Below are 14,417 nucleotides of genomic sequence, written 5' to 3' on the forward strand. Positions count from 1 at the left end.
GGGGTGCGCGGGGCAACGATTGCGGTCCGGAGCCTTCGCTCCGGACTGCCCCCTTGTCATCTTCGTCACCCGCCGTTGGCGGGTTCCTTCAGATTCCCTCGGGCTTATCGACGCCCCGCGCACCCCGGCCCGCCCACACGCCTGACTGCGCTGCGGGGAACATTACGGGTGCTGGGGCGGGTGATTTGCTTGGCCTTTTGCTGCTAGGCGGTTTGGTGGGGGAAGATCTTGCGGGGTCGCCAAAGCCGGTCGCGCGGGCGACCTTTTTTGGCTTTGGGGTGTCTTGCGGTTTGTGATGACGCTGCGCGCGGCGGCGCGTCGCTTCGCTCGCGGGTTTTTTAGGCTTCGGCCGGGGCTTCTTTTTTCGTCTTCTTTTTGGGCAGGGCCAACATCGTGCCGCGGCACGGCGGGGTGCCACAGAGGCAGCGGTAGCCTTCCTTCAATGCCTTCGTAATACGGCCGTCCAGGACCAGGCCGTAGTCGTACGACAGTTCAGTGCCGCGCGGGATGTCTTGCAGGGCGACGATGTAGACGCGCTTGCCGTGCTTGCCTTCCTGCGCCTCGCAGTTGGGCTCACAGGAATGGTTGATCCAGCGCGCGTCATTGCCGTTGTCGCCGCCGTCGATCACGCGGCCGGAGCTGAGCGCGAAGAAGAAGGTGTGGAAGGGGTCGTCCGGGTTGGTGGGGTGGCGGCGGTCGGCTTCTTTGGCGCTGATGCGTTCGCCGCCGTACTCGATGATGCGCGTGCCGGCGGGGATCTTGCGGGCGGCGAAGACGCCGGTGCCGTGAAGCTTGGAGCGGCGCACGACGTGCCAGGGCTTGATCGGGGTGGCTTCGGTGGTCATGGAGGCGTGTGGGAGGCGGGTTTAGTCGATAAGAAGGCGAACAGACGAAACAGAATTATATCGACGCGTCTTTGACAGGATGACAGGCGTATAGTGAGCGCCGCCTTGTTCCTCGTTGATATTTATCATGATCGTCCGTCCGCGTCCCTCTGCGCTGGCTTTGTTCTTTGTGTTGCGGGGCTCCATCATCCCGCGCATTCTCGCCAGGCTCATCGTCATTACGTTGTTGTCCTGTGTGGTGGTGTGGATGTATCACCGCCAGCTGTTTTCGCCCGCGCATCTGACGGCGGTGCCGTTTTCGCTGTTCGGGCTGGCCCTGTCGGTCTTCATGGGCTTTCGCAATAACGTTTGCTATGACCGCTGGTGGGAAGCTCGCAAGCAATGGGGCGATCTGATTGTGCAGGCGCGCAGTCTGGCGCGTGAAAGCGCGGTGCTGTTGGCGGCGAGCACGGCGAATCCGGTGCAGGAACGGCTGGTGCGGCGGTGTATCGGTTTTGGATATGGCTTGGCGGCGCGCTTGCGCGGTCAGGATATGGTGGACGCCGTGCGCCCGTGGGTGCAGCAGGATGAGCTGGATACGTTGGCCGGGGTTCGCAATGTGCCGGATGCGCTGCTGATGGCGATCAACCGCGATCTGGCGGCGTGTTTGCGGCGCGGTGAGTTGAGCGACATCCTTTATCAGGGGCTGACCCAGCGCGTGGCGCAGTGCGCGGCGATTCAGGCGGCCTGTGAACGCATCAAGTTCACGCCCTGTCCGTTCGCGTATTCGCTGTTGCTGCATCGCACGGCATGGCTGTTCTGTCTGCTGCTGCCGTTCGGGCTGGTGGGTACGCTGGAGTACTTGACGCCGGTGGCGGTCATCATCATTGCGTATACGTTCTTCGGGCTGGACGCGTTGGGCGACGAGCTTGAAGACCCCTTCGGTCTGGAAGAGAACGACCTGCCGTTGTCGGCGTTGGCGCGGGTGATCGAGATTGATCTGCTGGAAGGTCTGGGCGTGCGTCCGTTGCCCGATGCGGTGGTGCCCGAGGATTACGTGTTGCGTTAAATGAGGGGAGCGCAGGCATCTTCACCTTCCCCCTCCCGTTTAACCTGCCGGACCCGTCAGCGGCAGCATGGTTTCCTTCAGGCGGCGCAGCACGAAGCAGGATTTGCTGTGGCGGATGCCGGGAATGCGGTAGAGCTGTTCGCGCAGCAGGCGTTCGTAGTCGCGGGTGTCGCGCACGGCGATGCGGATGTAATAGTCGTAGTCGCCCGACACCAGGAACGCTTCCAGCACTTCAGGAATGGCCGCCAGCGCGCGGCCGAATTCATAGAGCGTTTCTTCGCTGTGGCTTTCGAGCGTGACGTGCACGATCACCGTGTCCATGAAGCCCAGGCTGGCCGGGTCGATGTCCACGGTGTAGCCGCGGATCACCCCGGCGCTTTCCATCCGCTTGATGCGGTTCCAGCAGGGCGTGGATGACAATCCCACGGCCGCGCCGATGTCGTTCAGGCTGGCGCGCGCGTTCTCTTGCAGCACCTTCAGAATGGCCAGATCAAACTTGTCCAGGTTCATTTTCTTTGATTCCTCCAAATCGAAGATAAATTTACTCCGATCCGTCGGTATTCGTGGAAAAGAAGATAAAAATTCTCCGAGCCTACGAATAAGATAGATAGCATGAACGATCGCCTGCACCCCACCGCCGCCGCCGCGCTTGCCGCCACTGATCGCCCCGTAGAAAACGGGGCGAAAATTCTGCTCGATACGCTGATTGCGCACGGTGTCGACACCGTGTTCGGGTATCCCGGGGGCGCCGTGTTGCCGCTCTACGACGCGCTGTACGCCGAGCCGCGCTTGCGCCATGTGCTGGTGCGCCATGAGCAGGCCGCAGTGCATGCCGCGGAAGGCTATGCCCGCACCACGGGCCGCACGGGTGTGGTGTTTGTGACGTCTGGCCCCGGCATGGCCAACACCACGTCGGGTCTGTTGGACGCCATGTGCGATTCGATTCCGGTGCTGTGCATCAGCGGCCAGGTCGCCACCGCCGCCATCGGCACCGACGCTTTCCAGGAATGTGACGCCATCGGCATTTCGCGTTCCGTGACCAAGTGGAATACCCAGATCCGCGCCGTGGATGATGTGGGCAATGTGGTGTCGCGGGCGTTCGAGCTGACCCGGCAGGGCCGCCCCGGCCCCGTGCTGGTGGATTTCCCGAAAGACGTGCAGTTGGCCGTGCCGCGCGACGCGGATGATGATGGCATGGGCCTGCCTTCGCAGCAGAAGCTGGCCGCGCTGCGTGCGCGCCGTCAGGCAGGCAAGCTGGCGCCGAAGTTGCCGCAGTCGGCCGTGCGCCGCGCTGCCGCGTTGATCGCCCAGGCCAAGCGTCCTATTTTCTATGGCGGCGGCGGGCTGGTGAATGCCGGCCCCGAGGCCTGCGAGGCCTTCACCGACCTGGTCCGCCACACCGGCGCGCCGTGCACGTTGACGCTGATGGGGCTGGGCGCGTTCCCGGCGTCTGATGCGCAATTCGTCGGCATGCTGGGCATGCACGGCACGGTCGAGGCCAATCTGGCCATGCACAACGCCGACCTGGTGGTGTGCATTGGCGCGCGCTTTGACGACCGCATCACCGGCAAGCTGTCGGAGTTTTGCCCGCATGCGCGCAAGATCCATATCGACATCGATCCGGCGTCGATCAACAAGGTGGTGCGCGTGGACGTGGCGCTGGTGGGCGACTGCCTGCCGCTGGTGCGCGCGCTGCGCGCCGAACTGGGCGATGCGCCGATGGACGCGGCGCGGCTGGCGCCGTGGTTCCAGCGTATCGACACGTGGCGCCGTCAGGACTGCCTGGGCTTCACGCCCGCGGCCGACGCGATCTTGCCGCAACACCTGATGTCGAGCCTGAACACCGCGCTGGCTGATCGCGATGCCATCGTCTCGACCGACGTGGGCCAGCATCAGATGTGGGCGGCGCAGTATCTGCGTTTCGACAAGCCGCATCGCTGGTTGACGTCGGGCGGTGCGGGCACGATGGGTTACGGCGTGCCGGCCGCGATTGGCGCGCAGGTGGCGCATCCGGACAAGACGGTGGTGTGCGTCAGCGGCGATGCGTCGGTGCTGATGAACATCCAGGAATTGTCCACCGCCATGCAACACCAGACGCCTGTGAAGGTCGTGTTGTGCAACAACGGCTACATGGGCATGGTGCGCCAATGGCAGGAACTGATCCACGGCGGCCGCTACAGCCACAGCTACAACGCGTCATTGCCCGACTTCGTGGCGCTGGCGCGTGCGTTCGGCTGGGGCGCGGCGCGGGTGGATGACCCGGCGAAGCTGGATGCCGCCTTGGCCGAATGCCTGGCGCATGACGGGCCGTATTTCCTGGACGTGGCGGTGACGGCGCAGGAAAACTGCTTCCCGATGATGCCGGCCGGGCACGGGCATCAGAAGGTGATGCTGGCCGAAGGCGTCTGGTATCAGGACGAGACGACCTGATTCGGCCGCTAAAACTGAATCGACAAGCCGCCGTCCACCACCAACACGTGTCCGTTCACATACGACGCGGCCGGTGAGGCCAAAAACACGGCGGCGCCCGCGATTTCTTCGGGCTCACCCCAACGCCCTGTAGGGTTACGCGCCGCGATGCGCGGGCCGACCTTCGGGTCCGCCACCATGTCGGCGTTCGTTTCCGTGGCGAACGTACCCGGCGCGATGGCGTTGCTGGTGATGTGGTGGCCGCCGAATTCCGCGGCCAACGCGCGCACCATGCCGGTCAGGCCCTGCTTGGCCGCGGGATACACGGCATCGCCCGCGCGGGCCAGCTCACCCACCACCGACGTGATGGCGATCAGGCGGCCGCCGCCCTGGCGCACCATGCGCTCGGCGGAAAACTTCGCCAGCAGCATGCCGGCCACCAGGTCTGTGTCGATCAGGTCGCGGATTTCAGCGGGGCTGGTGTCGCGCAAGGTCTTGCGGTTGCGCGCGCCCACGTTGTTCACCAGCACGTCCAGCCGGCCGTGCTCGTCGTCGATGCGCTGGAAGGCGCGTTCCATGTCGGCATCATCGCTGATGTCGAAGGGCAAGGGGTGCGCGTCCAGGCCGGCGCTGGCCAGGTCTGCCACGGCGGCGTCTACCGCCGCGGCGTTGCGGCCGTTGATCAGCACGCGCGCGCCGCAACCCGCCAGCGCACGTGCGATGCAAAAGCCCAGCCCACGCGCGGAGCCGGTCACCAGTGCGACCTGGCCGGTCAGATCGAAGTTGCGCAGATAAGGTAGTGTCGTCATCAGTGCTATCCCGCTTGTTGCCGTCTTAGTTGCTGAGCGCTCATTTGCTGAACGCTTATTTCTTGAACGCCTATTCCCTGAACTCCGGCGCCCAATGCAGCAGCCGGCGTTCCAGCCAGGTCACACAATAAACCAGTGCGATGCCAACGATGGACAACAATGTCACGGCGGCGAACATGTCGGTGGCGTTCAGCGTGGCCAGTGCGGTGATCATCAGATACCCCATGCCGGTGGTGGACCCGACAAATTCGGCCAGCACCACGCCGATCAGCGCAAAGCTGATGGCGTTGGGCAAGGCGGCGAACGTCCATGCCGCGGCCGTGGGGATGCGCACCCGCCACAGAATCTGGCGCGGTGAACCGCCCAGCGTGCGGCAGAAGTCGACCAGTTCGCGTTCGACGCTGCGCCCGCCCTTGTAGGTGTTGAAGAACACCAGGAAGAACACGACGAACCACGAAGTCACCACCTTGGACGCCAGCCCCAGGCCGAAGAACATGGTGATGAGCGGCACGAACGCGATGCGCGGCATCGAGTTGAACGCCACGATGAAGGGGTTGAAAACGTCGGCCAGAAAGCGGCTGCGGCTAAGCGTCATGCCAACGATGAAGCCGCTGCCTACGCCCACCACCAGCCCCACCAGCGTGGCTTGCAGGGTCAGCCACAAGTGGGGCCAGACCGAGCGCGGCCCAGGTTGCACCCATTCCCACAGCCGCACCGCTACGCGTGATGGCTGGCTGATGAAGAAGGGGTCGAACAGCGTGTTTTGCGTGAACCACGGGATGCGCGTCAGCGTCTCCCAGGAGCCCAGGATGATGGCAAGGATCAGCACTTGCCACAGCGTGATGCGCACGCGCCGGGCGACGCTGGCGCGGCGGTCCAGCCGCAGCTGGTCCTGCAGGGAATCGGATGTTTCGGTCGGGATCATGGTGCGTAGAGGGTCAGGCGGCGGCGCGGAACTGCTGGCCCAGCACGCTCCACAAGCTTTGCACGTGCGCCACGAATTGCGGCGTTTCGCGCAGGGTGAAGACATCGCGCGGATGCGGAATCTGAATGCGTTCATCCAGCAGCACGCGGCTGGGCGGGCCGGACAGCACCACCACGCGGTCCGACAGCAGGATGGCTTCGTCCAGGTCATGCGTGACCATGACGATGGTCTGGCCCAGCTTGCGCCAGATCTCCATCAGCTCGCGGTGCAGGTGCGTTTTGGTATGCGTGTCCAGCGCGCCGAAAGGCTCGTCCAGCAACAGGATGCGGGGCTCAACCGCCAGGCTCATCAGCAACGCCACGCGCCGCCGCATGCCACCCGACAATTGATGCGGATAGGCGTCGGCAAAGGCGCTGAGATGGCCGAGCTCCAGCAGTTCGGCCACGCGGCGTTCGATCTTGTCGGCGGCCACGCCCTGAAACTTCAGGCCCAGCGCCACGTTCTTCTTGACGCTGAACCAGGGCAGCAGCGTGTCTTTCTGAAAGATGTAGCCCAGCGCAGGCGGCACCTGCCCGTCGACCACGTTGCCATCGACGCGGATCGTGCCGGTGGTGGGCCGCAGAAAGCCCGCGATCATGTTCAAGAGCGTGCTCTTGCCGCAACCCGACGGGCCGACGATGGAAACGAATTCTCCGGCTTCGATCGTCAGGCTGACGTCGCCCACTGCATGCGTCGTGCCTTGGCGTGACTGGTACGCCTTGCCGACCTTGTCCAGCGTGATCATCAAAGGCCCCGGGCTTTACGCACGAAGCTCATGTTCACGCATCGGGTGTAAGGCACGGTCTTGATTTCGTCGTTCGAGAACTGGCGGCCGTCGCCCATGATGGCCGTCATGCGGTTGTAGGCGTCTTCGGTGATCAGGTTGTCTTTGAGGAACACCGTGTCCTTGTAGACGCCCAACGTCTTCTCGATGGCGGCCCGCGGGAACGCGCTCAGGTAGTCGTCGTAGATCACATCCGTGATGCCGGCCGCGCTGTTGGCGGTGATGAAGTCCTGCGCCTTGACCATCGCGGTCACAAACGCCTGCACCACTTCGGGCCGCTTCTGGATGGTGTCTTCCAGGGTCAGGGCCGCGATGCCGGGCACGTCGCCACCCATGAATTCATTCCACGAGGCTTCGGTGGTGGCGTCGAAAATCGGCACGCCCCAGCCCTCTTGGCGGGCCTGTTCCATCATGGACATGGTGGCCATGCTGGCCGACACCGAGCCCGTCTTCAGCGCGCCCAGCATCGTGGCCAGGTCGCCCAGCGGACGGATGTCGACCTTGTCGGCCACGCCCGCCTTCTGCATCAGGTACACCGCCATCAGCCAGGTGCTGGACTGCGGCTGGGTCGCGCCCACGCGTTTGCCGGCCAGGTCTTTCAGCGACTTGATCTTGCCGCTGTCGAAGTCTTCGCGGCGCACGATGACGTTGGCGTAGGTGAGCTTGCGGTCAAAGCCGAACACCAGTGCGGCGGGCTTGCCGGCAATGGTCAGCGCAGGCGCGGCGGTGGCCGCCGTGGCGCCGAACACAATCTGGCCGGCCGCCAGCAACTGGTTGGTGCGCGGGCCGCTTTGCGAGTTCAGGTATTCAACGTCCAGGCCGCCTTCACCGAAATAACCCTTCTTCAGCGCGACATAGCCAGCTGCGAAAAATGGGTCGATGCTGCCTTGCCCGTAGACCACGCGGCCCAGCTTGGGTTGGGCGAACACGACGCGCCCGTTCAGCAATGTGACGCCGGCCAATGCGCCAGCGGCCGCCAGCACGCGGCGGCGGGTAGTGAAGTCGGGGCGGTGATTCATGTCATCCTCGAAGTGAGTTTGGTTGCAGCTGTTTGGCGTAAACAATACCCCAGCGATTGCCGTCCAACAATGGAAAACGCCCGGCGGTGCCGGGCGTTGGGCGTTTGCGAGCAATGGGTTTGCGCGATCAGCGTCGGGGTTTTTGTGCCGGGCTTATCGCGCTGCGCCCCTGCTACGCGGCGGTTTTCTTGGGGGCGGCTTTCTTGACGGCTTTTTTGGCAGCGGTCTTAGTTGCTGTCTTGGTGGCTGTCTTTGTGGCCGTCTTGGTAGCGGTCTTTTTCACCGCTGCCTTCTTTGCCGGCGCCTTCTTGGCCGCCGTCTTCGTTGCCGTCTTAGTTGCCGTCTTCGTCGCGGTCTTCGCGCCGGCGCGGCCCGGCTTCTCAGGACGCGGCTCGAACTCGAAGCCGATCTTGCCGTCGGGCTGACGCACCAGGAACGCCTTGAACTTGCGATTGGTGCGGCTGGACACGAAGCCTTCAAGCAGGTCGGTGCGGCCGCTGCCCAAGAGCTTGCCCATCTGTTCGGCCGAGATCTCCTGTTGCAGGATGACCTTGCCCGAGCGGAAGTCGCAGGACTTTTCGGGGCCGACCGACTTCTCGCACACGTAGCTCATGCCGTGTTCGAACACGCGCGACTGGCACTTGGGGCATGGCCCCACCGGCGTGTGGCCGGAGAAGTCCACGGCTTCGGTGTCGTCTTCGTCGTTCTGGCCGAAGTCGAACTCCAGCTTGTACTCATCGCTGATGCGCAGGATGGCGGCAAACGGCCGGCCCATCTTGCTGATGAAGCCTTGCAGCGGACCGATCTCGCGCTTGGCCAGCAGTTCTTCCACTTCCGGCAGTTCGAACGTGCGGCCGCCCGGGTGCTTGCCGATCGAGAAGTCGCATGCCGTGCAGGCGAAACGGCGATAGTTTTCCTTCACCACCGCGCCGCACTTGGGGCACGGCGTTTGCAGCGTGGCGTAGTCGCCCGGCACCGTGTCGCGCTCGTATTCCTTGGCGCGCTTGACGATGACTTGCGTCATCTGCGCGATTTCGCGCATGAAGGCCTCGCGGCCCAGGCCGCCCTGCTCGATCTGCTTGAGCTTGTGTTCCCACTCGCCCGTCAGTTCAGGCGAGGTCAGTTCGGTGACATCCAGGCCCGACAGCAGCGTCATCAGCTGGCGCGCTTTGGCGGTCGGCACCAGGTCGCGGCCTTCGCGGCGCAGGTACACCTCGTTGAGCAGGCCTTCGATGATGGCGGCGCGCGTGGCCGGGGTGCCCAGGCCACGCTCGGACATGGCTTCGCGCAGCTCTTCGTCGTCCACCAGCTTGCCGGCGCCTTCCATGGCGGACAGCAAGGTGCCTTCGTTGAAGCGGGCGGGCGGCTTGGTCGACAGGCCGACGGCTTCCACTTCCTCGGTGCGCACGGTCTCGCCGTCCGCCACGGGCACCAGGTTGGCGTCTTCGCCTTGGGCTTCCTTGCCGTAGACGGCGAGCCAGCCCGGGGTGACCAGCACCTTGCCGTCGGTGCGGAAGCGGTGCCCCTGCACTTCGGTCAGGCGGGTGGTGACGCGGTATTCGGCGGCCGGGAAGAACACGGCGAGGAAGCGCTTGAGCACCAGGTCATACAACTTGGCTTCGGCTTCGCTCAGGTCGTGCGGGATTTGCAGCGTGGGGATGATGGCAAAGTGATCCGACACCTTCTTGTTATCGAAGATGCGGCGGTTCGGCTTCACCCATTGCTGGCTGACGACGGTGTCCGCGTGGCGCGCCAGGCCGCCCACGGCGTTCGAGCCGCCCTTGGCCAGCGCGCGCATCGTTTCCTGCACCGTGGTGATGTAGTCCTCGGGCAGATAGCGCGAATCGGTACGGGGATAGGTCAGCGCCTTGTGGCGTTCGTACAGGGTCTGGGCGAGCGCCAGCGTGGTCTTGGCCGAAAAGCCGAAGCGGCCGTTGGCTTCGCGCTGCAACGACGTCAGGTCGTACAGGGCCGGCGACATCTGGGTCGACGGCTTGGATTCTTCGGTGACGTTGCCCGGCTGGTCGCGGCAGGCGGCAACCACGCTTTGCGCAGCAGCGGCCGACCACAGGCGCGATTCGCGCTTTTCCGGGTCACGGTCGTCTTTCTTGAATTGGGGGTCGATCCAGCGGCCTTCGTACAGGCCGGCGGCGGCGACGAACTGCGCGCGCACTTCCCAGTAGTCGCGCGGTACGAAGCGGCGGATGCGCTCTTCGCGCTCGGCCACAATTGCCAGCGTGGGCGTCTGCACCCGGCCCACCGGCGTCTTGAAGAAGCCGCCGTCCTTGCTGTTGAAGGCGGTCATGGCGCGCGTGCCGTTGATGCCGACCAGCCAGTCGGCTTCGGCGCGCGAGCGGGCGGCCGCTTCCAGCGGTTTTAACTGGGCGTCGTCGCGCAGATTGGCGAAGGCGTCGCGGATGGCGGCCTGCGTCATCGATTGCAGCCAGAGGCGCTGGATGGGCTTCTTCACCCCTGCGTACTGAATGATGTAGCGGAAGATCAGTTCGCCTTCCCGTCCCGCGTCACAGGCGTTGATGATCGAATCCACATCCTTGCGCTTGGCCAGGCGAACCAGCAGCTTCAGGCGCTCGGCGGATTTCTTGTCGGTGGGGCCCAGCTCGAATTCCGGCGGAATCACGGGCAGGTGCGTGAAGCTCCACTTTCCCTTGACCGGATCATTGGGCGCGACCAAGCTCAGCAAGTGGCCGATGCTGGACGCGAGTACGTAACGTTCGCTTTCAAAATAGTCGCCCTCGCGCGCAAAGCCTCCCAAGGCGCGTGATATATCAAGGGCCACCGAGGGCTTCTCGGCAATAATCAGCGTTTTATTCATGTGTATCCAGTGGCGGTAGTCCCGCCTTAGTAGCGCGGATAATAAGATCGGAGATTCGCCAGATGCAAGTCGGCACTGAAAGACAAGCGGGATCCGAACTGCACGCTTGGCGTCAATTCTTGGCGCGAAGCACCTTGTGGCTAGGCGTTTTGCTGCTTGGCAGCGCTGCGGTTTGCTGGGTCGCCGCCAACTGGCAGGACATGACAAAAGTGCAACGCTTTGCCGGCACACAAGGCCTGCTGGCGTTTTCTGCGCTTGCTGCCGCCTGGACCGGGTTGCGCCTTCGGGGAACGCCCGGCGTGCGGCGCAGCATCCCTGGCGCGCTTCTGGCTTTGGCCGGCATGTTGCTGGGCGCCTTGCTCGCGTTATTAGGCCAAACTTACCAGACTGGCGCCGATACCTGGGAATTGTTCGCCTGGTGGGCGCTGTTGCTGCTGCCCTGGGCGCTGGCTGCATCCAGCCAGGCCGTGTGGTTATTGTGGGTGCTGGTGCTCAACGTCGCGGCCGCCCTGTGGCTGGGCGAACGCGTGTTCACCTGGTACGCCATCTACGACGGCACCGGCCTGCCCAACCTGATCATGGCGGCGCTTAACCTCACCTTGTTGCTGGGCTGGGAGCTGGCCGCGCGCCGCTGGCAGGCCAGCACGCTGATCGGTCCCCGCGTGTTGGCGGCCATCGCCATCAGCGCTTTGGTGCTGTCCCTGATGTTCGGCTTCTTCATTCTGCGCGGGGCGGGTTCGCTGAACGCCGTGGCGTGGGTTGCCGTCACGCTGGGTCTGGGCTTTTTCTATCAGCGCGGCCGGCGCGATCTGGTCATTCTGGCCATGCTGGCGGCGGGCGTCATCTGCGTGTCGCTGCGTGTGGTGGGCGAATGGCTGCTGCGGCTGGAACCTGGCGTCTGGGCGGCGCTGCCCTTGGCCGCCCTGCTCATGGCCGAAGCCGTGCTGGCTGCGCGCTGGCTGCGCAAGCTGGCGGCCGAACCCGGCGCCGCCGTGGCGCCTGCTGACGCCGAACCGGCCGCCGCCTCGGCGGGCAATGCGGTCGAGTCCGGCGACGCGGGCACGCCCGTGGTGCAATTGGCCCCGGCCGCCAAGCCGCATGCCGAACCGCCCTGGTACGTCCAATGCCTGCTGGGCCTGAGCGCCTGGCTGGCCACCTTGCTGCTGCTGGTGTTCGTTGCGTTCTCGGGCTTCGTCACGTCGGAAGAAGGCGCGCTTGTGGCTGGGCTGGTGCTGTGCGGGGCGGGCGTGGCGGTGCTGCGCAGCGACGCCGGGCCGTTCTGGCGGCAATGCGGCACCGCGATGGCCTTCACCGGCCAGATCCTCATCATCTACGGGCTGTCTAGCTCCACGTCTTTCACCAGCGCCTGCTTCTTTGTCTTGCTGCTGGGCGCGGCGGTCTATGCGCTGGGGCCCGACGTGATCCTGCGCTTTTTGTCTGGCCTGCTGATCGCGGCGGCGGGCGCCGCCTTGATGTGGCGCGTGCTGGCCCCCGAACTGATGAGCGACGATCTGCTGGACGCCTGGCTCTACTTTGACGCGGGCCGCGTCGGGTTTGTCTGGCTGCCCATCGCCGTGATCGGCGCGTGGGCCACGGCCGTCATCCTGACTTGGGGCCATCGACAGGGTGGCAAGCGCGCCCACACGCTGGAGCCGCTGGCCTGGGCTTTCCTGCTGTCTGTGCAAGGAATGGTGTGGCTGGCGGGCGGGGTTTCGGCCCTGCATCTGCCCGCCATGTGGCAACTCAACCCCCAAGGGGCGGTACTTGCCGTGGCCGGCGCGCTGCTGCCGGCTGCCGCGGCGCTGGCGGTGCTTTGGCCGCGTCGCCACGTGCTGACGTCAGGCGTGACCTGGGGCGTGCCGATCGCCCTGTTGGTGCTGGCGCTGTTCTGGCTGCCCAGCCCCGGCGTGGGTTTTGCGCTGGCCTGGCTGCTGCTGGGGTTTGGGCTGAACCAGCTGCGGCTGGTGATTTTCGGGGTGCTGAGCCTGCTGGCGTATCTGGGCATCTATTACTACCAGCTGGATGTGTCGCTGCTGCAAAAGGCGTTGTGGCTGGGCGGCGCAGCGTTGCTGCTGTTCGTGTTGCGCGGCCTGGTCTGGCTTGTGCCCCGGTTGATGCGTACGCAGACGCCTGACCGGCGCGCCCCGTTGCCGCCCGTCTCGGGCTCGCTGCGCCTGCGCACGCTGGCCATCCTGGGCGGCCTGGCGCTGGTGCTGGTGGTCGCCAACGGCGGCATCTGGCAGCGCGAGAAGCTGCTGGCCACGGGCCGCGTCGTCATTCTGGAATTGGCGCCTGTCGATCCCCGTTCGCTGATGCAAGGCGACTACATGGCGCTGAACTTCGCCGCCAGCCGGGACATCACGCGTCTGCGCCTGGGGGGCGACCGCCCGAGTGATGACGATTCCCTCATGGGTTTCGAGCCCGATGGCTATGTGATGCTGCAACCCGATGCGCGTGGCGTCGCCACGCCGCTGCGTATCCAGCCCGACGTGCATCCGCATACCGATGGCGAGGTGCCGCTGCGTTATCGCGTCCGCGATCGGGGCGTGCGCATCGTGACCAACGCATTTTTCTTCCCCGAAGGCGAAGCCAAGCGTTACGAGGTGGCCCGCTATGGCGAGCTGCGCGTGGGGGATAACGGCGAGGCCTTGCTGGTACGGATGCTGGGCGCAGACTTGCAGCCGCTATAGCGGCGGGTGCGTGAAGCGAGAAGGCGGGCGCGTTTAGCGGGAAGGCGGGTGCGCTAAGCGGGAAGGCGGGTGCGTAAAGCGAGAAGGCGGGTGCGTTAAGCCGGAAGGCGGGGAAAGCGCTGCGCCCAGTGCGCAGTGGCTTCCCGCAGAAACGCAGCGCGATCTTGCGCGGCGATAGGCGCGAATCCCAATGCGCGCCACGCGCCCTGAAGCGCCTGTAGCGGCGCGTCCGTATCGATGGCGGGGGCGCCGTTCTGCTTGGACAGCTTCAGCCCGCTGGCGGCATCCAGAATCAGCGGCACGTGCAGGTAGCGCACCGGGGGCAGCCCCAGCATGCGGCCCAGCACGCGCTGGCGCGCCGTGGAACTGAGCAGGTCGGCCCCGCGCACCACATCCGTCACGCCTTGTTCGGCATCATCCACCACCACGGCCAGCTGATACGCCCACAGGCCATCCGCGCGCCGCAGGGCGAAGTCGCCCACCGCTTGCGCCACGTCCTGTTCCTGCGGACCCAGCCAGCGGTCTTCAAACCGTTCGATGCCTTCTGGTACGCGCAGCCGCCACGCGCGGGCCTGGCGGCCTGCTGGCAACCCGTGGCGGCAGGTGCCGGGATAGGGGCGTTCGCCATCGGCGCCCGGCACTGTCTGCCCGCGCAAGGCGGAATCGGCAATTTCGCGGCGTGTGCAGCCGCAGCCATAGATCAGGCCGCGTGCGGCCAGCGAGTCAAAAGCGGATTGGTAGGCGGCGTTGCGTTGCGACTGCCACAGGATGTCGCCGTCCCAGTGCAATCCCAGCGCGTCCAGCTGCGCCATGATGGCGTCTGCCGCGCCCGCCACGGTGCGGGGGGTGTCGACGTCTTCCATGCGCAATAACCAGCGCCCGTCGCGGGCGCGCGCATCCAGCCAACTGGCCAGCGCGGCCACGAGCGAACCCGCGTGCAGCGGGCCACTGGGGCTGGGGGCGAATCGGCCTACGTAGGTCACGGCAAAACGAAAAACCCGCGCGGCGTTCGCCAC

General features: G+C 65.3%; 11 protein-coding genes. 3 read left to right on the forward strand and 8 right to left on the reverse strand.

All coding sequences use genetic code 11. The annotated features are described in order from the left end of the window. Nucleotides 1–338 precede the first annotated feature (338 nt). Entirely contained in the window at nucleotides 339–845 is a 507-nt protein-coding gene (locus AC1DSJ_RS08985) for an SET domain-containing protein (RefSeq protein ID WP_054420945.1), read from the reverse strand. 127 nt (nucleotides 846–972) lie between these two features. Between AC1DSJ_RS08985 and AC1DSJ_RS08990 the strand changes: the two genes are divergently transcribed. Beyond that, nucleotides 973–1,893 carry a bestrophin family protein gene (locus AC1DSJ_RS08990; protein WP_054420946.1) on the forward strand — a complete coding sequence of 307 codons (921 nt, stop codon included), beginning with the start codon at nucleotides 973–975 and terminating at the stop codon, nucleotides 1,891–1,893. Nucleotides 1,894–1,932: 39 nt separating this feature from the next. Here the strand turns inward: AC1DSJ_RS08990 and AC1DSJ_RS08995 are convergent, their stop codons facing one another. Beyond that, nucleotides 1,933–2,403, reverse strand: a complete 471-nt coding sequence (locus tag AC1DSJ_RS08995) for an Lrp/AsnC family transcriptional regulator (RefSeq protein WP_006227770.1) — start codon at nucleotides 2,401–2,403, stop codon at nucleotides 1,933–1,935. Nucleotides 2,404–2,496: 93 nt separating this feature from the next. Here AC1DSJ_RS08995 and ilvB point away from each other — a divergent pair, with 93 nt between their 5' ends. Further along, on the forward strand, nucleotides 2,497–4,323 hold the full coding sequence (ilvB, locus tag AC1DSJ_RS09000) for a biosynthetic-type acetolactate synthase large subunit (protein ID WP_441372649.1): 1,827 nt from the start codon (nucleotides 2,497–2,499) through the stop codon (nucleotides 4,321–4,323). Nucleotides 4,324–4,331: 8 nt separating this feature from the next. Here ilvB and AC1DSJ_RS09005 read toward each other — a convergent pair whose 3' ends face one another. The 5 genes from AC1DSJ_RS09005 to AC1DSJ_RS09025 form a co-directional block, all read right to left on the reverse strand. After that, complete coding sequence (locus AC1DSJ_RS09005) at nucleotides 4,332–5,111, reverse strand: SDR family oxidoreductase (protein ID WP_054420948.1); 780 nt, start codon at nucleotides 5,109–5,111, stop codon at nucleotides 4,332–4,334. A gap of 70 nt (nucleotides 5,112–5,181) precedes the next feature. Continuing rightward, a complete protein-coding gene (locus AC1DSJ_RS09010; RefSeq protein ID WP_054420949.1) occupies nucleotides 5,182–6,036 on the reverse strand; it encodes an ABC transporter permease in 855 nt (284 codons plus the stop codon). A gap of 13 nt (nucleotides 6,037–6,049) precedes the next feature. Beyond that, complete coding sequence (locus AC1DSJ_RS09015) at nucleotides 6,050–6,820, reverse strand: ABC transporter ATP-binding protein (RefSeq protein WP_441372648.1); 771 nt, start codon at nucleotides 6,818–6,820, stop codon at nucleotides 6,050–6,052. Further along, nucleotides 6,820–7,878, reverse strand: coding sequence for an ABC transporter substrate-binding protein (locus AC1DSJ_RS09020; RefSeq protein ID WP_441372647.1), 1,059 nt, complete (start codon nucleotides 7,876–7,878; stop codon nucleotides 6,820–6,822). The genes AC1DSJ_RS09015 and AC1DSJ_RS09020 overlap by 1 nt, the downstream gene beginning before the upstream one ends. A 172-nt stretch (nucleotides 7,879–8,050) precedes the next feature. Further along, nucleotides 8,051–10,711, reverse strand: coding sequence for a DNA topoisomerase III (locus tag AC1DSJ_RS09025; protein WP_346552428.1), 2,661 nt, complete (start codon nucleotides 10,709–10,711; stop codon nucleotides 8,051–8,053). 62 nt (nucleotides 10,712–10,773) lie between these two features. Between AC1DSJ_RS09025 and AC1DSJ_RS09030 the strand changes: the two genes are divergently transcribed. After that, the gene (locus AC1DSJ_RS09030) at nucleotides 10,774–13,401 is read left to right on the forward strand and encodes a GDYXXLXY domain-containing protein (protein ID WP_175170475.1); all 2,628 of its coding nucleotides are present in this window, start codon (nucleotides 10,774–10,776) and stop codon (nucleotides 13,399–13,401) included. Nucleotides 13,402–13,496: 95 nt separating this feature from the next. Here AC1DSJ_RS09030 and gluQRS read toward each other — a convergent pair whose 3' ends face one another. Then, nucleotides 13,497–14,384 carry a tRNA glutamyl-Q(34) synthetase GluQRS gene (gene gluQRS, locus AC1DSJ_RS09035; protein ID WP_441372646.1) on the reverse strand — a complete coding sequence of 296 codons (888 nt, stop codon included), beginning with the start codon at nucleotides 14,382–14,384 and terminating at the stop codon, nucleotides 13,497–13,499. Nucleotides 14,385–14,417 lie beyond the last annotated feature (33 nt).

This window comes from Achromobacter sp. 01N37, from assembly GCF_056399725.1.